The following is an 18,387-nucleotide window of genomic DNA, read 5'->3' as shown; positions in this document are numbered from 1 at the left end:
ATGGCTGAACCGGCTTCCAAGAAGCCGGCGCTGCCGCCCGATCAGGTTCTACAGGGCACATCCCTGCTGATCGCGGCCTTCGCGCTGGCCCTGAGCAACTTCATGGTGGTGCTCGACACCACCATCGCCAACGTCTCGGTGGAGCATATCGCGGGTGGCCTCGCGATTTCCGCAAGCCAGGGCACCTGGATCATCACCTCCTATTCGGTGGCCGAGGCGGTCTGCGTGCCGCTGACGGGCTTCCTGTCGCTGCGCTATGGCGCGGTGAAGACCTTCATCATGGGCATGGCGGGCTTTGCCATCTTTTCCGCGCTGTGCGGCATGTCCACCAACCTGCCCATGCTGGTGATCTGCCGCCTTGGCCAAGGCTTCTGCGGCGGCCCGCTGATGCCGCTGACCCAGACCCTGCTGCTGCGCATCTTCCCCAAGGAGAAGCACGGCGCGGCCATGGGCATGTGGGCGATGACCACGGTGACGGCGCCGATTCTGGGCCCGATCCTTGGCGGCACCATCTCCGACAACTGGTCATGGCACTGGATCTTCTTCATCAACCTGCCCGTGGCGGCGGTCTGCCTGTTCATTTCCATGCGCTATCTGCGTGCGGCCGAAACGCCCACCAGCCAGCCGCGCATCGATGTGGTGGGTCTGGGCCTGCTGGTGGGCTGGGTGGCCTGCCTGCAGCTCATGCTCGACCTTGGGCATGACCGCGACTGGTTCAACAACAACTTCATCCTCGCCCTGGGCATTCTGGCGGCGATCGGCTTTCTGGTCTTCTGCGCCTGGGAGTTCACCGACGCCCATCCGGTGGTCGATCTGCGGGTGCTGCGCCATCGCGGCTTCACCGTGGCGACGCTGGCCATGGCGGCCTGTTTCGGCACCTACTTCACCTCGGCGGTGATCATTCCGCAGTGGCTGCAATCCTCTCAGGGCTACACCGCGACCTATGCCGGTTACGTAACTGCCTTCTCGGGCATGTCGGCAGTGGTGATGTCACCCTTCGTGGCGCGCTGGGTGACGCGGGTCGATCCGCGCCTGCTGGTGTTCCTGGGCATCACCTGGCTGGGCGTCACCACGCTGATGCGCGCCCATTGGAACAGCGGCGGCGATTTCTGGACCTTCGCCTTCCCGCAATTGCTGCAGGGCATCGGTCTGCCGCTGTTCTTCGTGCCGGTGACGACCATTGCGCTGGGCGCGGTGAGCCCGGAGGAAACCGCCTCGGCCGCCGGTGTGATGAGCTTCCTGCGCACGCTGTCGGGCGCGGTGGCGACCTCCATCGTCACCACGGCATGGGACAGTGACTCGCGCATTTCGCGCAACGAGCTGGTCTCCCAGATGAACACCGGCCCGACGCGTGACGCGCTGGATACGGCAGGCTTCTCGCTCGGCCAGATCCGCGGCGTGATCGAGCAGCAGATCGCGACGCAAAGCACGGCGGTGGCCACGACGCATATCTTCCTGGCCTCCTCCTTCCTGTTCTTCGCCTCGGCGCTGATCATCTGGCTGGCCCCGCGTCCGCGCGGCAAGGTGGACACCAGCGCGGCGCATTAACCCAAACAAACAGCCCCCCCGCGTCAGGCCCGGTTCCGCATCTGCGGTGCCGGGCCTGATTGCGTTAAGCTGTGCGGAACTTCTCCCCGCCTCCGTTCGTACTTGAAGGAGCAAGCGGACCACCGCAGCCACCGGGATGCCTCGGCCTCCCCAAGCAGAAAGCGCATGGCATGCCCGATCTGATCGACGTCCTCTCCCAAGACACCGCTCTCCAGATCCGGCCTGACCATCCTGCCCCCCCGCCCGCCCCCTTCCTCGAAGCGCTGCTCGCTGGCCTGTCCCGCCCGGACAAGGCGATCCCCTGCCGTTTCCTCTATGACGCGGCCGGATCGAAGCTGTTCGACGCGATCTGCGAGCTGCCCGAATATTACCCCACCCGCACCGAGATGGCGCTGCTGCGCGCGCATGCCCCGCAGATGGCGCGGCGCATCGGCGCCAATGCCCGCTTTATCGAGCTGGGCGCGGGGTCTGGCGGCAAGGCGGAGTTCCTGCTCGACGCGCTGATGGCGCAGGGCCTGCCGCCGGCGGGCTATGTCTGTCTCGATATCTCGCCGGTGCCGCTGGCGGCGACCGCCGAGGCGATCGAGCAGCGCTATCCGCACCTTGCCGTCACGGCGGTCTGCGGCAATTATCTGGGCGATGTCGATCTGCCGCCCTCAACCGCCCGCGATGTCTGCTTCTTCCCCGGATCAACCATCGGCAATTTCGAGCGGCATGAGGCGCGTGCTTTCCTCGCCCAGTGGCGGCAACGCCTCTCGCATTTTGACGAAAGGGGCGCCATGATGCTGATCGGCGTCGATCTGAAGAAGGACGTCCCCACGCTGGAGCGCGCCTATGACGATGCGCAAGGCGTCACCGCGCAATTCAGCCTGAATGTGCTGACCCGCGCCAACCGCGAGCTGGGCGCCGACTTCAACATCGACCAGTTCCGTCACCGCGCCCGCTTCGTGCATGACCCCGGCCATATCGAAATCTCGCTGGTCAGCCAGAGCGACCAGACCGTCACCGTCGATGGCCAGCGCTTCCACTTCGCGGCGGGCGAGGCGCTGCATATCGAAAACTCGCACAAATACAGCCTGAGCGAATTTGCCGCTCTGGCCGCCGATGCGGGCTTCAGCGTGGATACGGTGTGGACCGATCCGCGCCGCTGGTTCAGCCTGAACCTGCTGCGGGCGGAACGCTGACCCCATGGCCTCGACCCTGCCGCGCCCGGCAACGGCCCCGCTCCACACGGCGGAACTCTATGCGCAGGTCCGCACCCTGACCGAGGCGCTGGCCGCGCCTTTGTCGGATGCCGATGCCACGATCCAGTCGATGGAGGATGCCTCCCCCGCCAAATGGCATCTGGCGCATACGACATGGTTCTTCGAAACCTTCGTGCTGCGCGACCATGTGGCCGACTATCGCCTGCATCACCCCGACTGGCCCTTCCTGTTCAACAGCTATTACGAAGCCGAAGGGGTGCGCCTGTCGCGCGCGGCGCGCGGCATGCTCTCACGCCCCTCGCTGGCGGAGGTGCTGACCTATCGCGCGGCGGTGGATGAGGCGCTGCTGACCGCCCTGCCCACGCTGTCCCCTGCCGCGCTCGATCTGGTGCGGCTGGGCTGCCATCATGAGCAGCAGCATCAGGAACTGCTGCTGACCGACATCCTCCACGCCTTCTCCACCCATCCGCTCGAGCCTGCCTTGTGGCCGCAGGATGCCCCCGCCCCCGGCACCGCCAGACCGCAAGGCTGGATCGCCGGGCGCAGCGGTCTGATCGAGATCGGCCATCTCCCCGCCCCCGAAAGCTTCGCCTTCGACTGCGAGGGGCCGAGCCACACCGCCTTTCTCGCACCCCATGCCCTGGCCGACCGCACCGTCACCAATGGCGAATGGATCGCCTTTATCGAAAGCGGCGGCTATGACGACCCGCGCCTGTGGCTCTCGGACGGCTGGGGCTGGCGCCAGACGCAGGCGATCACCGCCCCCCTCTATTGGCGGCGCGGGGAGGACGGCTGGAGCCAGTTCACGCTGGCGGGACGCAAGTTGCTCGATCCGGCGGCGCCGGTGTGTCATATCAGCTTCTATGAAGCCGACGCCTTCGCCAGTTGGGCCGGAGCCCGCCTGCCCACCGAAGTGGAATGGGAGGCCACAGCCATGGGTGACGATCCGATGAGCGGCCACCAGCTCGACGCGCCCGGCGCGGTACGGCCCGTCGCAGAGCCTAGCCCGGCCTTCTTCGGAAACGTGTGGGAATGGACCGGCAGCGCCTATCGCCCCTATCCCGGTTTTCGGACCGCTCCGGGCGCCGTGGGCGAATACAATGGCAAGTTCATGAGCGGCCAGTTCGTGCTGCGCGGCGGCAGTTGCGCCACACCGCGCGGCCATCTGCGCGCCTCCTACCGCAATTTCTTCCACCCCGAGCAGCGCTGGCAATTCATGGGCCTGCGGCTGGCACGGGATTTGGCGTGAACCCAAAACCTCCGGCCTTATCCCGGCGATCCATGGCGGTGGCGGCGCTCTCCACCGTGGTGGAGTGGTATGATTTCACGCTCTATCTCTATTTCGCGACGATCCTGTCGCGCAGCTTTTTCGGCTCCGGCGCACAGGCCTTGGGCGAGGTGCTGGCGGGCTTTGCCATCGCCTATCTGATGCGGCCTTTGGGCGCGATGGTCTTTGGCCATATGGGCGACCGGCATGGGCGGCGGCAAACCCTGCTGCTTTCGATGGCGATGATGACGCTGGCCATGCTGCTGACGGCCTGCCTGCCCACCCGCGCGCAGGCCGGGCCGCTGGCGGGCGGGCTGCTGCTGGGGCTGCGCTGCGTGATGGGCTTTAGCGTGGGCGGCGAATACACCGGCGTGGTCGCCTATCTGCTGGAGGGCGCGCCCGAACACCGCCGGGGCCTTGTCGCTTCACTGGCGGCGGCGGCCAGCGAGGTCGGCGGCCTGCTGGCGGTGGCGGTCTGCGCAGTGACGGCAGGCGCGATGGATCAGCCCAGCCTCGACGCATGGGGTTGGCGCATCCCCTTCCTGATCGGCGCGCTGCTGGCGGGCGGGGTCTGGCTGGCGCGCTCATCCCTGCCCGAGCCGCCGCTGTTCGAGGAAGCGCGCCGCAAGGGGCAATCCGCAACCTCGCCCCTGCGCCACGCCTTGCGCCATGAGCGGGCCGGGATCGCGCGGGGCTTTGCCATTTCAGCGCTCGGCTCGATCACCTATTACGTGGGCATCACCTATGTCCCGGCCTATCTGGGCAGCGTGGGCTGGCGCCAGGACAGCAGCGCGCTGGGCCTCTCCACCCTCGCCGCCGTGGTGGTGATCGCGGTAACACCGCTGATCGGCCTGCTATCAGACCACTGGGGGCGCAAGCCGGTGCTGCTGACGCTTTGCGCGGGCAGCGTGGTGCTGCCCGCCGCCATGTTCACCCTGATGGCCTCGGGCGACCCGCTTCCCGCCGCTGCCGGCGCCTGCGTGCTGGCGGCGCTGGCAGGCGGGGTCAGCGCGGTGGGCGCCGTCGCCACCGCCGAGCAATTCTCCACCTCAACACGGCTGAGCGGGCTGGCGCTGGGCGCCACCAGCGCCACGGCCCTGTTCGGCGGCGCCGCGCCCTATGCCGCCCATGCGCTGCTGGCCGCCACGCATTGGCCCGCCGTGCCGGGAGCGCTGATCGCTCTGGTCGCGCTGGGGGTGGCGCCGGTGCTGCTGCATGCCCCCGAAACCGCCCGCCGCGCGTCTGGCGGCATGATGAGGACATCGCATGGCTGAGTATGACCTCTATTACTGGCCCGTGCCCTTTCGCGGCCAGTTTATCCGGGCGATCCTGTCCTTTGCGGGCAAGGATTGGCGCGAGCATGACCCCGAAGAGATTGTCACGCTGATGGAACAGGCCCCCGGCGAGCAACCCTGCCCTTTCGTGGGGCCGCCTCTGCTGATTAACCATGTGCATGATGTCGCCCTGGCCCAGATGCCCGCGATCGCGCTCTATCTGGGTGAGACGCTGGGCCTGCTGCCTGCCTCGCCCGCTGGCCGGGCGCTGACGGCCAAGGTGGTCAATGACGCCAATGATGTGCTCGATGAGATGACCCGCGACGGCGGCAGCCAGATGTGGGACCGGGCCTCATGGGATGCCTTTGTGCCGCGCCTGCAGCGCTGGATGGCGATCTTTGCCGCGATCGGTGAGCGCCATGGGCTGAAGAACGATGCAGGCTTCCTGCTGGGCACGCCCGAGGCAGGCGTCGCCGATATCGTCACCGCCACACTCTGGGCGACGATGGGCGAGCGTTTTCCCACGCTGGCCACGATGCTGGAGCAGAGCGCACCGCAGATCGCGGGCCTGACTCGCCGCATGCAGGCCCTGCCCGCGCTGGAGCGCCTCGGCCGGACCAGCCGCGCGCTTTACGGCGATGCCTGGTGCGGCGGCCAGATCGAGGCTTCATTGCGCAAGGTGGTGGGTTAGAGCATCGTGCGAAAAAGTGGGGACCGGAGGCGGGAACAATCTTCGCCGCGATGCGTCTCTTCCCCGGATGCTCTGCATCCATGCGACCCGATCAAGCGAAACCCTGCGTGCCGGGATCTGGCTCAGCGCCACCTCCGGGCACGCTTTTTCCGGTTTTCTTCCGCTTTCGGCTCGGTGCCTCACTCCATCGCGATTCTCCGCTGGCTCTTGCGCAGGCGGCCAAGACCGCACAAAACCGGGCTTGAGCCTGTCAAGCACGGGTTTGGCTTGCATCGCCCCGAGCTGGGCGCATATCGGCAACCGACATCGCCGCGCTGAATCTGCGTGGAACGGGCGATGCGAAGGGAAGAAGCATGTTTGGTTTTCTGAAGCGACTGTTTGCAGGCTGGGCAAAAAGCGACCCCACGCCGCAGGTTCCAGAGCCGACACCGCAGGCCCCCGAGGCCCTGCAACCCCATGACGAGCCGCTGGCCTTCGAGCAGCCCGCTTTCGAGCAGCCTGTCATCGTGCAGCCGGAGCCGGTTCAGCCCGAGCCCATCGCGCCTGCCCCGGTCTTCACCCCGGCGCCGCCCCCGCCCGAAGCAGCGATGCCCGAGGCCGAGTTCCCCGCGCCGCCGGTCTTCACGCCCGCCCCGGCTGCGGCACCCGCGCCCGAACCCCAGCCCGCGATGCTGCTGGGCGCCGACGAACCGCTGCTGCCCGGCGATTCGGAAAGCTTCGGCATGGTGCAGAGCATCGGCAACCCCAACGCCTTCATGATCGGGCTGACCGGCGAGCAGGATCACCAATGGGCCATCAATGCCTTGCGCGAAGGCATCCCCGTCACCCTTGAGCTGGAAGCCGACAATCCGCACGACAATGCGGCCATCGCCGCCGTCGACCTGCATGGCCGCGTGATCGGCTATATCGGGCACGATAGCTGGCTGCGCGAGGCGATCTATGGCTCGGGCGTGGGCTTTACCGCGCGCGTGCTGGCCACCGAAATGGGCTCGCAGGGCTATCGCGAGGTGGTGCTGGAGGTCGAACCCAGCGAGGAGCCGCTGCGCGAAAGGCGTTACCAGCGCCCGCCCCAGCCCTGAGGCGCCGGAGCCCCTTTAGACCGGGGCAACCCCTTCGCGCAGCCATGTCCGCGCCGCGCTGTCCTGCCCTTCGGGGAAATGGCGCAGCTCCATCTTGAGCAGCGGATTGGCGCGTGTCGCCAGCCGCCCCATCCAGTCCGGCCCGCCCACCAGCGCATAACGCGCCACATGGCTGAGCAGCGACAGTTTCAGATCCAGCGTGCGCGGATCGACCAGCAGCGCCGGATCGAAACCGTCGTAACGGCGGATGCGCGCCAGCACCCGCAGCGAGCGATCCGCCAGCGCCAGCCCGGCGATATGGGCGGCAAAGGCCTCGACCGCTTCCGAGGTGATCCGCCCGTCGACCTCGAAGGTGAGGATGCCGTCCGGCTCAGGGCCCGTGATGGTCAGCACCGGCGGGGTGGGCTCGGGCACCTCACCCTTGGCCCAGGCGAGCGCATGGTCGCGCTGCTCGGGCATGTAGACCTGATAGGTGACGAAAGGCAGCAGCATGCTTTCCAGGCGCGAGGTGGCCCTGATCCAGTTCTGGTCGCTGACGATCGCCACCCGCCCGAACTGTTTCAGCCGCGTCAGATAACGAAACCCATGCCCCAGATCGGCGAGCCACGCATCCAGCGGCATGCCGGTAAAGCCCTTCACCTCGACAAAGAGATGGACCTTCCCCCCACGCTCCAGAGCGGCGTCGAGCAGGGCCATCGCCCGCTCGACATCCGCTTTGTCCAGCCCGCCCTCGATCGAGAGGGCAATCAGATCATCCGTTCCGGGCAATTGGGTCAACATGACACGCACCTTTCCTCCACTCCCGAGATGGAGGTCATGCCGGGGCGGGAAGTTCCATAGACCGGCAGCTTTCCCGCCCGGCGCCTACCAGCGCAGACCGAAGCTGGCATAGAGTTGGTCGATCGCCGGGTTGAGCAACCGGGCCGAGGCCAGATCGCGTTTGGCCGCCTCGCCATCGCCCGCCTCACGCCGGGCCAGCGCCCGCATGAAATAATCGACCGCATTGCCGGGCCGCTGGTCAAGCGCCTCGGTGAAATCGGCCACCGCCTCCTTGGCGTGATGCTGGCGCAACTGGATCAGCCCCCGGCTGTTGAGCGGCGCGGCAGTGTTGTTCACGCCAATCTGGATCGCACGGTTGCAATCACCCAGCGCATTGTCGAGATCGACATTGAGCAGCGCCTTCACCCAGCAGCGATCCGCCAGCAGCACCGCATTGCCCGAGCGCCGCTCCAGCGCGCTATCCATCGCCGCCACCGCGCCCGTGGCATCGCCGCGCCGCGCCAGCACCTCGGCCTTGCGGGCGAGATAGAAGGGCTCCTTCTCGCCGCCATTGACCAGCAGGCCGTCGAGCCGCGCCAGCGCCTCATCGGCGCCGCCCGCCCAGGCCTGAATGTAGGACAGGCGGCTGACGGTCACCAGATCCGAAGGGTCGAGATCATAGGCCGATTTCAGGTCGGCGACCGCATGCTGCTTGTCGTCAAGCTGTTCATGAAGAATGGCGCGCTGCAGATAGAACTGCCGGTCGCCTTTCAGCGTCAGCGCCTTGTCGAGATCGGCGATAGCCTTCTGCCGCTCGAAAATCTCGCTGTAGAAAGCGGCGCGCAGGCGATAGCGCTCGGCCTCATCGGGTTTTTCCGCGATCCAGCGGGTCAGCAGCCCCTCGGCGGTGTCGAAGAGATGGTCACGCTTGCCCGACTCGACCGCCTGCCATGGCGCCGGATAGCCCGCATCGGTGCGCAGGCGCGGCAGGCGGGCGATGAAATCGGCATCCTGACGGCGCATGGCGGGAATGTCGGCGGCAGGCATCTCGCCTCCGCCGCGTTGATGCTCCATCGCCAGATGCCATACCCCGTCGCGCAATTCGGCATGGACCCGGCTGCTGCCTCCCGAGGGGAAAGGCCGCTTCACATCGGCCTCGCCCTGCATGACGATGCCCTTGCCCTGGCCGGGCAGCACGAAAGTCTCCTCGGTCAGGCCATATTGCGGCTTGCCCAGCGAGACGGGGATCGCCTGCCAGATGGTGCGCGAGCGGTCGGGAAAGCTGTCGGGCTGCACCAGCCGCGGATCGAAGCTGTAGCGGCTGTCGGCGCGGGTCCAGTTCGAGAGCACCACGCCGCTGGCGGTGATCGTGCCGGTTCCGGCAGCCGCGTCATAGCTGAACTGCGGCTCGACAAAGATACGGCGGCTCTGCGTGTTGCCCTGCACGCCGGTCAGGATGGTGCGCAGGATCTGCGCCCTGCCCTCCTGATCCAGATTGGCCAGCGCCGTGCTGATGACGCCGATCCCGCCGCCGCGCATCACCAGGCTGACCTTGAAGGTTGAAAGCATGCCGATGCCGGAGCGCATGTCGACATCGTAATGCACCTGCGCCGTGGGCCGCGCGGGCGGCCGCGCCGGGGCCTGAAGCAGATCGGCACCCTTGGCGCGCACCGGCAGCACCCAGCCATAGGCGGGCACATCGTCGAGATCGGCCTCGCGGCTGCCCAGCCCGGTGCCGTCGAGCCACAAGGTCGCGCCGCCGACATGGGCCAGCACCATCACATGGTCGAACGCCGTCACGGTGGGCAGGCTGCCCTGGATGCGGTCGCCATTCTGCAGACCGGCCAGGGCCGCCTCCGCCTCGATGCCCAGCTTGTGGAGCACCGCCAGCAGCAACAGCGTCTTGGCCTTGCAGTCGCCATAGCGCAGCGCCCAGCTCTGCTCGGGGGTCTGGGGCACCAGATTGCCGCCATTCATCGAGACCGCGAAATAGCGCACCTTGTCCTGCACCAGTTGCAGCGCCAGAGCCGTGCGGCGGCGCGGATCGGTGCTGGCCGCCGCGATGCGGGCGATTTCCTGATCCAGATCGCCGCCCGGCTTGATCGCGGCGGAGGGCGTGTCGATCCGGTAGAGCGGCGCCATGGTGCGGCTGATGTCCGCCCAATCGGCGAAATCGGTGAAATCGGCGGCGGTCTGGATCTTGTAGCGGTCGGGCGCCTGCGGGGCGGCATCGGGCTGTTTGGCGACGGGCAACGACACCTGCCATTCGTGCCAGCCGGCCCCGTTGTTTTTGATCTCGCTTTCGGTCGGCGTGACGCCTTCCAGATAGGTCTTCCAGCGGACCTTGTCGCCATCCCTCCACAGCACCCGCGCCCGCCCGAAGCCAAGTTGCATCGGCTGAGGCAGCAGTTGCGTCGCCGTGCTGACATGGCCCTGCAGCGCGGCATCCTTCTGGGTGGTGGAGAAGCGGGTCTCGACGATATCGCCCACCTGCAGCCCCTCGATCGAGAGCGTCGCGGTCAGCGTGCCGTCAAGCTGCAGCGATTCCAGCTTCGCCTCACGTCGCAGCACGGTGTAGCGCGCGCCCGAGGCCATCACATCGATCCGCTTGCCCCCGCGCAGGATGGTAACGCCATGGATGATGAGATCGCCATGATCAGGCGACCATTGCAGCTTGGAGGTGCCCATCGAGGCCAGTCCCTCGGGCGTGTCGACATGGAAAGCGGTGACGACATAGGTCCAGACCTCGCCATGATCGATGCGCTTCTGCACATCGAAGGTGCGCAGCGTGGGCTGGCCCGGCGCGGTGCCCGCGGCATCGGCCTGAGGCGTGGGCACCACCCAGTCGGGCGCAGGCTGGTAAAGCGGCTGGTCTCCCGCCCATGCCGCCCCCGCGCCGGACGCCAGCAGCATCGGCAGCAGCGCCATGCGGAAAGCGGATCGTCTGGATCGGGGTGTGGTCTTGGGGAAAGCGGAGGCAGTCGAGGGACGCAAAACCGGCAGGCTCATCGCAAACTCTCCGGGACAAGGCGATGACGGGCCGCACAGCGCCCCACCTATCCCGCGCCGGAGATCATATCATTTCAGAATGTTTTTCAAGTCGTTTCAGAGAATATCATCGAGGTGTGCGGCATCTGTTCATGGTATTAACCAACCGCCGCGCACCGTTTCAGGTCGATAGGCGGGGGACGCCGCATGACGCCCCCGTTTCTGTCAGACCGGCAGGCCCACGTAATTTTCCGCAATCGAGGTCTGCGCCGCCTTGCTGGTGGAGATATAGTCCAACTCGGCCACCTGCATGGCGCGCTCGAAGGGGCCATCCTCGGGGAAGCGGTGCATCAGCTTGGTAAGCGACCAGCTGAACCGCTCCGCCTTCCACACGCGGGCCAGCGCCTTGTCGGAATAGCGCGCCACACCCTCGCCATCCTGCTTGCGGAAGAAGGCGGTCAAGGCCTCGGCGGCGTAATGCACATCGCTGGCGGCCAGATTGAGGCCCTTGGCTCCTGTGGGCGGCACGATATGCGCGGCGTCTCCGCAGAGCAGCAGGCTGCCATGGCGCATCAGCCCGAAGACATAGGAGCGCAACGGGGCGATCGACTTCTCGATGCTCGGGCCGCGCGTCATGCCCGCAGCGGCCTGAGGGCCAAGGCGGGTGGCCAGTTCGTCCCAGAGGCGGTCGTCGGTCCAGTCCTCGACCTTTTCGGTCAGCGGCACATCGACGTAATAGCGGCTGCGCGTCGGGCTGCGCATGCTGGCCAGAGCAAAACCGCGCTCGTGGTTGGCATAGATCAGCTCATGATAGCAGGGCTTCACATCGGCCAGAATGCCCAGCCAGCCGAAGGGATAGACCCGCTCGAACTCCTGCGCGGCGCCGGCCGGAATGGCCTTGCGGCTGGGGCCGTGATAGCCGTCGCAGCCCACGATAAAGCGTGCATCAAGGCGCTTTTCGACGCCGTCTGCCGTGAAAGTGACATAGGGCGCATCGCTGTCGATCCCGTGCAGCGCGACATCGCCGGCCTGATAGATCACCTCCAGCCCGCGCGAGGGGGCCGCTTCCATCAGGTCGCGGGTGATCTCGGTCTGGCCATAGACGGTGACGTGCTTGCCGGTCAGATTGGCAATATCGATGCGGATTAGCCGCTCGCCATCGGCAAGGTTGAAGCCGTCCTCCACCAGACCTTCGGCCTTCAGCCGCTGGTCCAGCCCCAGCCGCTGCATCAGGCTGACGGTGATCTCTTCCAGCACGCCCGCGCGGATGCGCCCCAGCACGTAATCGCCGGTCTGACGCTCCAGCACGACGCAATCGACACCCTCCGCCTTGAGCAGATGGCCCAGCAACATACCGGCGGGCCCCGCGCCAATGATGGCGACCTGGGTCTTCATATCCTCTCTCCTGCCATGCCGCCGTATCGAGGCAGCGCTTGCCCAAAACTTGACACCGCGCAGCCACAGGCAGAAGGGATGAGACAGACATTGTATTGGTACTTTCCGGACATGCGACCAACGTCTCCTCCCATCCCCACCTATGGCCTCTACAGCGACGCGGAAGCGCAAAGCAGCGCCGGTTTCGTGCATATCGAAACGATTGCGATCCGCTCCAGCCTGCATGACTGGGAGATCAAGCCGCACCGCCACGACCATGGAATTCAGGTGCTTATTGTCACAGAGGGCCATGCCGATGTGACGCTGGATGGCGAAGGTTTCGCCCTCTCCCCGCCCGGTTTCGTCACCCTGCCGGTGGGCAGCGTGCATGGCTTCCGCTTCCGCCCCGATACGGTGGGCCATATCATGACGCTCTCGCAGGACTTCCTGGCACGCGCGCATGGCCCGGAGGACCCGCTGCGCCGCTGGCTGACCTCGGGGGGGCATGGCGCCCTGCCCCCCGCCGCCATGGCCCGCATCGCGATGCTGGCGGGCGAGATGCTGGCGCTGATGCAGGACTGGCAGACCCAGCCAGCGCTAATCCACGCCCTGGCCGAGGCGCTGGTGCGCAGCCTCCCCGCCCCCGAGCACGCCGATCCACACAGCCGGGACGACCGCCGTCTGACGCAATTCCGCCATATGATCGAGACCCATCTGCGCGACCATCGCCCGCTGGAGTTCTACACCACCAGCATCGGCTGCACCCCGCGCACCCTCAGCCGCTTGTGCCGGGCGCGGCTGGATTGCAGCCCGCTCGATCTGATCAACCGGCGACTGACGCTGGAGGCCCAGCGCCTGCTGCGCTACACCAGCGCCAGCGTGGAGCAGGTGGCGCAGGAGCTGGGCTTTGGCGACCCCTCCTATTTCTCGCGTTTCTATCTGCGCATGACCGGCCATCGTCCCCGCATGGAGCGCGACAAGCCCGCAGCCGACAGTTCATCGCAAGGCTGAAACAACCCTCGCAAAAAGGGGCTAGGCGCGGCCTTAAATTAAGCTATCAATCATAGCTAAATGAACTCTGGGAGAGTCGAGATGGAATTCACGCGCCTTGATCCGCTGACGGGGGCCGTTGCCTCCACCGCCACGGCGATGACTGCGGCCGATGCCGCCGCCATTGCCGCCAAGGCTGGGGCCGCGCAGCCCGCTTGGGGCGCCATGGGGCCCAACGCCCGCCGCGCCGTGCTGGCCAAGGCCGCCGATGCGCTGCTGGCCCGCAAGGATGCCTTCGTCGAGGCGATGATGGGCGAGATCGGCGCCACCGCCGGTTGGGCCATGTTCAACCTGACCTTGGCCGCCAGCATGGTGCGCGAGGCTGCGGCCCTCACCACTCAGATCCGCGGCGAGGTGATCCCCAGCGACAAGCCCGGCTGTCTCGCCATGGCGCTGAAGGAGCCGGTGGGCGTGATCCTGGGCATCGCGCCGTGGAATGCGCCGATCATCCTTGGCGTGCGCGCCATCGCCACGCCGCTGGCCTGCGGCAATGCGGTGATCCTGAAGGCCAGCGAGATCTGCCCGCGCACCCACGCCCTGATCATCGAGGCCTTTGCCGAAGCCGGTTTCCCCGAGGGCGTGGTCAATGTCGTCACCAATGCGCCTGCTGACGCCGGAGAGATCGTCGGCGCGCTGATCGACGCGCCTGCAGTGAAACGCATCAACTTCACCGGCTCCACCACCGTGGGCCGCATCATCGCCAAGCGCGCCGCCGAGCAGTTGAAGCCTTGCCTGCTCGAACTGGGCGGCAAGGCGCCGCTGCTGGTGCTGGATGACGCCGATCTGGATGAGGCGGTGAAGGCCGCCGCCTTCGGCGCCTTCATGAACCAGGGCCAGATCTGCATGTCCACCGAGCGGATCATCGTGGTGGACGCCATCGCCGATGCCTTTGCCGAGAAATTCGCCACCAAGGTCGCTTCCATGACCACCGGCGATCCGCGCGAGGGCACCACGCCGCTGGGCGCCGTGGTGGACATCAAGACCGTCAACCACGTCAACGCGCTGATCGGGGACGCCACCGCCAAGGGCGCCAAGCTCCTCACCGGCGGCCAGGCCGAGAGCGTGCTGATGCCCGCCACCGTGGTCGATGGCGTGACCGAGGCAATGAACCTCTACCGCGACGAAAGCTTCGGCCCGGTGGTCGCGATGATCCGCGCCCGCGACGAAGCCCATGCCATCGAGATCGCCAATGACAGCGCCTATGGCCTCTCCAGCGCGGTCTTCACCGGAGACGGCGCGCGCGGGCTTCGCGTGGCGCGCCAGATCAAGGCAGGCATCTGCCATATCAACGGCCCCACCGTGCATGACGAGGCGCAGATGCCCTTTGGCGGCGTGGGCGACAGCGGCTATGGCAAGTTCGGCGGCATGCAGGGCATCGACAGCTTCACCGAGACCCGCTGGATCACCATGGAAACCCAGCCCGGCCACTTCCCGATCTGATCCGCGAAAGGACAGCCCCATGAGCAACAGCCTTTCGATGGCCGCCGCCCTGCTGGCCTCATCCGCTGCGGCGGGGGAGCCTGCCCCGCCCCCCGCCCCTCAGCTTGAGTATGCCTTCAGCGCCCAGATCACCCTCGATCCGCCGCTGGAGATGGGCTCGGTCGATGGTGCGCGGCGGCGCTATATCGGCATCACCGGGGGCACGATCACCGGCCCGATGCTGCAGGGCACCGTCCTGCCCGGCGGCGGCGACTGGCAGAGCATCGAGCCCGATGGCCTCACCCATGTCGAGGCGCATTATGCGCTCAAGGCTGCGGACGGCACGGTGATCGAGATCAGCAATCCGGGCGTGCGCGTCGCCAGCCCTGAGGTCAGCGAGAAGCTGGCGCGGGGTGTGGAGGTCGATCCTTCGGCCTATTATTTCCGCACCACGCCGCGCTTTACCGTCAAGCCGGGCCCGCATGACTGGCTGACCCGCCATGCCTTTGTCGCACGCGGCATCCGCCTGCCGCATGAGGTGCGGATCGACGTGTTCGTGGTGCGGTAAGCGGCAAATATCGCTATTGACTATAACATCATGATTGATATCAATCATAGCATTCATAAGCATTCCGGAGAGTCCCCATGACTGAACGCACCGAAGAAGAGACCGTCTCGCTGGTGGTTGAAAACCGCATCGCCTGGGTCTCTTACAACCGCCCCGAAAAGCGCAACTGCATGAGCCCCAAGCTCAACCGCCAGATGATGCGCGTTCTGGAAAGCGTCGAGTTCCGCGAGGATGTCGGCGTGGTGGTGCTGACGGGCGAAGGCAGCGCGTTCAGCGCGGGCATGGATCTGAAGGAATATTTCCGCGAGAACGAGGAAAAGGGCCTGGGCGCCACCCGCGCCGCCCAGCGTGAGGCCTATGGCTGGTGGGAGCGCCTGCGCTGGCTGGAAAAGCCCACCATCGCCATGGTCAATGGCTGGTGCTTTGGCGGCGCCTATGGTCCGCTCTTCGCCTGCGATCTGGCGGTGGCTGCGGAAGACGCCCAGTTCGGCCTGTCGGAAATCAACTGGGGCATTCTGCCCGGCGGCGGCGCCAGCAAGGTGATTGCCGAGCTGACCGGTTTCCGCAACGCCATGTATCACGCCATGATGGGCGAGAATGTCGACGGCAAGAAGGCCGCCGAATGGGGTCTGGTCAATGAGGCCGTGCCCGGCGACAGGCTGAAGGCCCGCGTCACCGAGATGGCCAATGTGCTGCTGGGCAAGAACCCGCATGCCCTGCGCGCCACCAAGTGGGCCGTGCGCCGCGTGCGCGAGATGACCTATGACAATGCCGAGGACTATCTGATCCGCACGCAGGAAGCGGCCAATTACTTCGACAGCGAAGGCCGCAAGGAAGCCACCCGCCAGTTCATCGACGACAAGACCTTCAAGCCGGGCCTTGGCGCTTACGATCTGAACAAGACGCGCGACTGATAGAGACCCTGAGCGCATCCGCCGAAACAGGGATGCGCTCAGGCCCAGGAAACTTGCGCCGCCTCGCCAGAGCGACACAGGCTTCACCGTGCCCAAGAATGCTCGGGAAGGCGGCCATGGGAGAGTTTGGATGAGCACGACCTATCCCGATCGGGAGCATATCGCCCGCCTTCTGCGCCCGGCCAGCGTCGCCGTGGTGGGGGCCAGCGACAAGCCCGGAGCGCTGGGCGCCAGCGTGCTGGGCAATCTGCTGCGCAATGGTTTCGCGGGCAGGATTTACCCGGTGAACCCCAATCGCGAGACGATCGGCGACCTGCCCTGCCTCCCCTCTGTCGATGCCTTGCCCGAGGGCGTGGATGTGGCCGTGCTGGCCATCCCTCAGGCCTTTGTGCTGGATACGGTGCGTGGCCTTGCCGCGCGCAAGGTCGGCGCGGCGATCATCTTTTCGGCGGGCTTTGCCGAGGGCGGCCCCGAGGGTCTGGCCCAGCAGGCCGAGATCGCCCGCATCGGCCGTGAAAGCGGCATGGTGATCGAGGGACCCAACTGCCTTGGTCTGGTCAACCATGTGAACAATGCCGCGCTGACCTTTGTGGAAACCGCGATCACGCCGCCTGCGGGCAAAGCGCTGGCGGTGGTGTCGCAATCGGGCGCGATGGCGGCGGTGCTGTGCACCACCATGCTGGCGCGGCAGGTGCCGGTGTCCTATTCGGTCTCGACCGGCAATGAGGCCGCCAGCGGGGTCGAGCATTACATCGACTGGCTGGTGGAGGACCCGCACACGCAGGTCGTAGCGATGATCGTCGAGCAGTTCCGCGCGCCCGCCGCCTTTCTTGCCGCTGCCCGCGCGCTGCATGCGGTGGGCAAGCGTATCGTGCTGCTTCACCCCGGCAAGTCCAGCGCGGCGCGGGAATCCGCCGCGACGCATACCGGCGCCATGGCGGGCGATTACGCCCTGATGCGTGCCAAGGTGGAGCGCGCCGGTGTGATTTTTGCCGAAACGCTGGAAGAACTGGGCGATATTTCCGAAATCCTGCTGCGCAGCCCCGTACTGGCCTCCCGCGAGGTCGCGGTGCTGGGCGAGAGCGGCGCCTTCAAGGCCCTCACCCTCGATCTGGCCGAGGAACTGGGCCTGCCGCTGGCGCAGTTGCATGATGAGGACAGCCCGGCCCTGCGCGCGGCCTTGCCGGTCTTCGTACCTGTGTCCAATCCGCTGGACATCACCGCGCAGGGCCTGTCGCAGCCCTCGATCTATACCAACACGCTGGGCGCTTTGTTGAACGATGACCGCATCGGCGCCGTGGTCGCCGGGATCATTCAGGGCGATCCGGTCACCGCGAAGATCAAGGTGCCCGCCATCCTCCCCGCGCTGGAAGGTGCCACCAAGCCGGTGATCTTCGCCGGGCTGGACGAAGGCGCCGAGATCCCCGCGCAGTATATTGCCGATCTGCGCGCCGCCGGGGCCACCTATTTCCCCAGCACCGAGCGGGCCCTGCGCGCCCTCACCCGCATCGGCCTTGCCGCCATGCGCGATCTGGCCGACCATACGCCCGCGCCTTTCGCCATCCCCGCGCTGGAGGATGAGGCGGGCGTCATCCCGGAATATCGCTCCAAGGCGCTGCTGGCGCCCTTGGGCCTTGCCTTCCCGCGCGGCGGTTTTGCCGCCAGCGCCGAGGAGGCGGTCAGCGCCGCTCAGGCCGCCGGTTATCCGGTCGCCATGAAGGCGCAGGCCGCCGCGCTCAGCCACAAGAGCGATGCGGGCGGCGTGATCCTCAACCTGCCCGACGATGCCGCCGTGCGCGCCGCATGGGAGCGCATTCATGCCAATGTCGCGGCCTATGACGCGGGCATCGCGCTGGATGGCGTGCTGATCGAGACCATGGGCGCGCGCGGTCTGGAAATGATCGTGGGCGCCAAAAACGATCCCGACTGGGGCCCGGTGGTGCTGGCCGGTTTCGGCGGGGTGACGGCGGAAATCCTGAAGGATGTCGCCCTCATCACCCCCGATCTTGGCGAGGAGCAGATCGTCGCCGCGCTGATGGGGCTGAAGAATGCGCCGCTGCTGGCCGGATGGCGCGGCGCTCCGGCGCTCGATGTGCAGGCTCTGGCCGGTTTGATCCGGCAGGTGGCGGCTGTGATGGTCGCCAATCCGCGCCTGCTTGAACTGGACCTCAATCCTGTCATTCTGGGTCCGAAGGGTCATGGCCTGCTGGCGCTCGACGCGCTGATGCTGGTTGGTTGATACACGATAAAA

The 18,387-nt window shown here is 66.7% G+C and carries 14 protein-coding genes; 11 read left to right on the top strand and 3 right to left on the bottom strand.

The features are described from left to right. The 6 genes from ABDW49_RS06885 to ABDW49_RS06860 all read left to right on the top strand — a co-directional run bounded on the left by ABDW49_RS06885 (position 1) and on the right by ABDW49_RS06860 (position 7,064). Positions 1 to 1,548, top strand: coding sequence for a DHA2 family efflux MFS transporter permease subunit (locus ABDW49_RS06885; RefSeq protein ID WP_343610680.1), 1,548 nt, complete (start codon positions 1 to 3; stop codon positions 1,546 to 1,548). A gap of 170 nt (positions 1,549 to 1,718) precedes the next feature. Then, positions 1,719 to 2,732: an L-histidine N(alpha)-methyltransferase gene (gene egtD / locus ABDW49_RS06880; protein WP_343610679.1), complete on the top strand. Its 1,014-nt coding sequence runs from the start codon at positions 1,719 to 1,721 to the stop codon at positions 2,730 to 2,732. A gap of 4 nt (positions 2,733 to 2,736) precedes the next feature. Further along, positions 2,737 to 4,002 (top strand): ergothioneine biosynthesis protein EgtB, encoded by a 1,266-nt coding sequence (egtB, locus tag ABDW49_RS06875; RefSeq protein ID WP_343610677.1) that lies wholly within the window; start codon positions 2,737 to 2,739, stop codon positions 4,000 to 4,002. Positions 4,003 to 4,034: 32 nt separating this feature from the next. Beyond that, on the top strand, positions 4,035 to 5,294 hold the full coding sequence (locus ABDW49_RS06870; protein ID WP_343614190.1) for an MFS transporter: 1,260 nt from the start codon (positions 4,035 to 4,037) through the stop codon (positions 5,292 to 5,294). Then, positions 5,287 to 5,985, top strand: coding sequence for a glutathione S-transferase (locus ABDW49_RS06865; protein WP_343610675.1), 699 nt, complete (start codon positions 5,287 to 5,289; stop codon positions 5,983 to 5,985). The genes ABDW49_RS06870 and ABDW49_RS06865 overlap by 8 nt, the downstream gene beginning before the upstream one ends. Positions 5,986 to 6,338: 353 nt before the next feature. Further along, positions 6,339 to 7,064 carry a hypothetical protein gene (locus ABDW49_RS06860; protein ID WP_343610674.1) on the top strand — a complete coding sequence of 242 codons (726 nt, stop codon included), beginning with the start codon at positions 6,339 to 6,341 and terminating at the stop codon, positions 7,062 to 7,064. Between the two features lie 15 nt (positions 7,065 to 7,079). On the opposite strand, the gene ABDW49_RS06855 is transcribed toward ABDW49_RS06860, so the two are convergent. The 3 genes from ABDW49_RS06855 to pobA form a co-directional block, all read right to left on the bottom strand. Beyond that, complete coding sequence (locus tag ABDW49_RS06855; protein WP_343610672.1) at positions 7,080 to 7,844, bottom strand: STAS/SEC14 domain-containing protein; 765 nt, start codon at positions 7,842 to 7,844, stop codon at positions 7,080 to 7,082. 84 nt (positions 7,845 to 7,928) lie between these two features. After that, complete coding sequence (locus ABDW49_RS06850; RefSeq protein ID WP_343610671.1) at positions 7,929 to 10,832, bottom strand: DUF3857 domain-containing protein; 2,904 nt, start codon at positions 10,830 to 10,832, stop codon at positions 7,929 to 7,931. 204 nt (positions 10,833 to 11,036) lie between these two features. Next, the gene (gene pobA / locus ABDW49_RS06845) at positions 11,037 to 12,206 is read right to left on the bottom strand and encodes a 4-hydroxybenzoate 3-monooxygenase (RefSeq protein ID WP_343610670.1); all 1,170 of its coding nucleotides are present in this window, start codon (positions 12,204 to 12,206) and stop codon (positions 11,037 to 11,039) included. 78 nt (positions 12,207 to 12,284) lie between these two features. Here pobA and ABDW49_RS06840 point away from each other — a divergent pair, with 78 nt between their 5' ends. The 5 genes from ABDW49_RS06840 to ABDW49_RS06820 all read left to right on the top strand — a co-directional run bounded on the left by ABDW49_RS06840 (position 12,285) and on the right by ABDW49_RS06820 (position 18,375). Next, positions 12,285 to 13,196: a helix-turn-helix domain-containing protein gene (locus tag ABDW49_RS06840; RefSeq protein ID WP_343610668.1), complete on the top strand. Its 912-nt coding sequence runs from the start codon at positions 12,285 to 12,287 to the stop codon at positions 13,194 to 13,196. An 81-nt stretch (positions 13,197 to 13,277) separates the two neighbouring features. After that, positions 13,278 to 14,675: an aldehyde dehydrogenase gene (locus ABDW49_RS06835; RefSeq protein ID WP_343610667.1), complete on the top strand. Its 1,398-nt coding sequence runs from the start codon at positions 13,278 to 13,280 to the stop codon at positions 14,673 to 14,675. A gap of 19 nt (positions 14,676 to 14,694) precedes the next feature. Continuing rightward, positions 14,695 to 15,222, top strand: a complete 528-nt coding sequence (locus ABDW49_RS06830) for a DUF3237 domain-containing protein (RefSeq protein ID WP_343610666.1) — start codon at positions 14,695 to 14,697, stop codon at positions 15,220 to 15,222. Positions 15,223 to 15,299: 77 nt separating this feature from the next. Continuing rightward, positions 15,300 to 16,136: a p-hydroxycinnamoyl CoA hydratase/lyase gene (locus ABDW49_RS06825; RefSeq protein ID WP_343610665.1), complete on the top strand. Its 837-nt coding sequence runs from the start codon at positions 15,300 to 15,302 to the stop codon at positions 16,134 to 16,136. A gap of 130 nt (positions 16,137 to 16,266) precedes the next feature. Then, positions 16,267 to 18,375, top strand: coding sequence for an acetate--CoA ligase family protein (locus ABDW49_RS06820; RefSeq protein ID WP_343610664.1), 2,109 nt, complete (start codon positions 16,267 to 16,269; stop codon positions 18,373 to 18,375). Positions 18,376 to 18,387: the final 12 nt, after the last annotated feature.

Origin of the sequence: Novosphingobium sp. (genome assembly GCF_039595395.1) — a bacterium.
Lineage (GTDB): Bacteria > Pseudomonadota > Alphaproteobacteria > Sphingomonadales > Sphingomonadaceae > Novosphingobium.
This window is presented reverse-complemented; position numbering and strand designations above follow the sequence as displayed.

Excerpts from the sequence above, each read along its gene's own strand:
- ABDW49_RS06860 (WP_343610674.1), top strand. The coding sequence starts at position 6,339 with ATGTTTGGTTTTCTGAAGCGACTGTTTGCAGGCTGGGCAAAAAGCGAC.
- ABDW49_RS06850 (WP_343610671.1), bottom strand. The coding sequence starts at position 10,832 with ATGAGCCTGCCGGTTTTGCGTCCCTCGACTGCCTCCGCTTTCCCCAAG.
- ABDW49_RS06830 (WP_343610666.1), top strand. The coding sequence starts at position 14,695 with ATGAGCAACAGCCTTTCGATGGCCGCCGCCCTGCTGGCCTCATCCGCT.
- ABDW49_RS06840 (WP_343610668.1), top strand. The coding sequence starts at position 12,285 with ATGAGACAGACATTGTATTGGTACTTTCCGGACATGCGACCAACGTCT.
- ABDW49_RS06820 (WP_343610664.1), top strand. The coding sequence starts at position 16,267 with ATGAGCACGACCTATCCCGATCGGGAGCATATCGCCCGCCTTCTGCGC.
- egtB (WP_343610677.1), top strand. The coding sequence starts at position 2,737 with ATGGCCTCGACCCTGCCGCGCCCGGCAACGGCCCCGCTCCACACGGCG.
- ABDW49_RS06885 (WP_343610680.1), top strand. The coding sequence starts at position 1 with ATGGCTGAACCGGCTTCCAAGAAGCCGGCGCTGCCGCCCGATCAGGTT.
- ABDW49_RS06870 (WP_343614190.1), top strand. The coding sequence starts at position 4,035 with ATGGCGGTGGCGGCGCTCTCCACCGTGGTGGAGTGGTATGATTTCACG.
- pobA (WP_343610670.1), bottom strand. The coding sequence starts at position 12,206 with ATGAAGACCCAGGTCGCCATCATTGGCGCGGGGCCCGCCGGTATGTTG.
- ABDW49_RS06825 (WP_343610665.1), top strand. The coding sequence starts at position 15,300 with ATGACTGAACGCACCGAAGAAGAGACCGTCTCGCTGGTGGTTGAAAAC.
- ABDW49_RS06855 (WP_343610672.1), bottom strand. The coding sequence starts at position 7,844 with ATGTTGACCCAATTGCCCGGAACGGATGATCTGATTGCCCTCTCGATC.
- ABDW49_RS06865 (WP_343610675.1), top strand. The coding sequence starts at position 5,287 with ATGGCTGAGTATGACCTCTATTACTGGCCCGTGCCCTTTCGCGGCCAG.
- egtD (WP_343610679.1), top strand. The coding sequence starts at position 1,719 with ATGCCCGATCTGATCGACGTCCTCTCCCAAGACACCGCTCTCCAGATC.
- ABDW49_RS06835 (WP_343610667.1), top strand. The coding sequence starts at position 13,278 with ATGGAATTCACGCGCCTTGATCCGCTGACGGGGGCCGTTGCCTCCACC.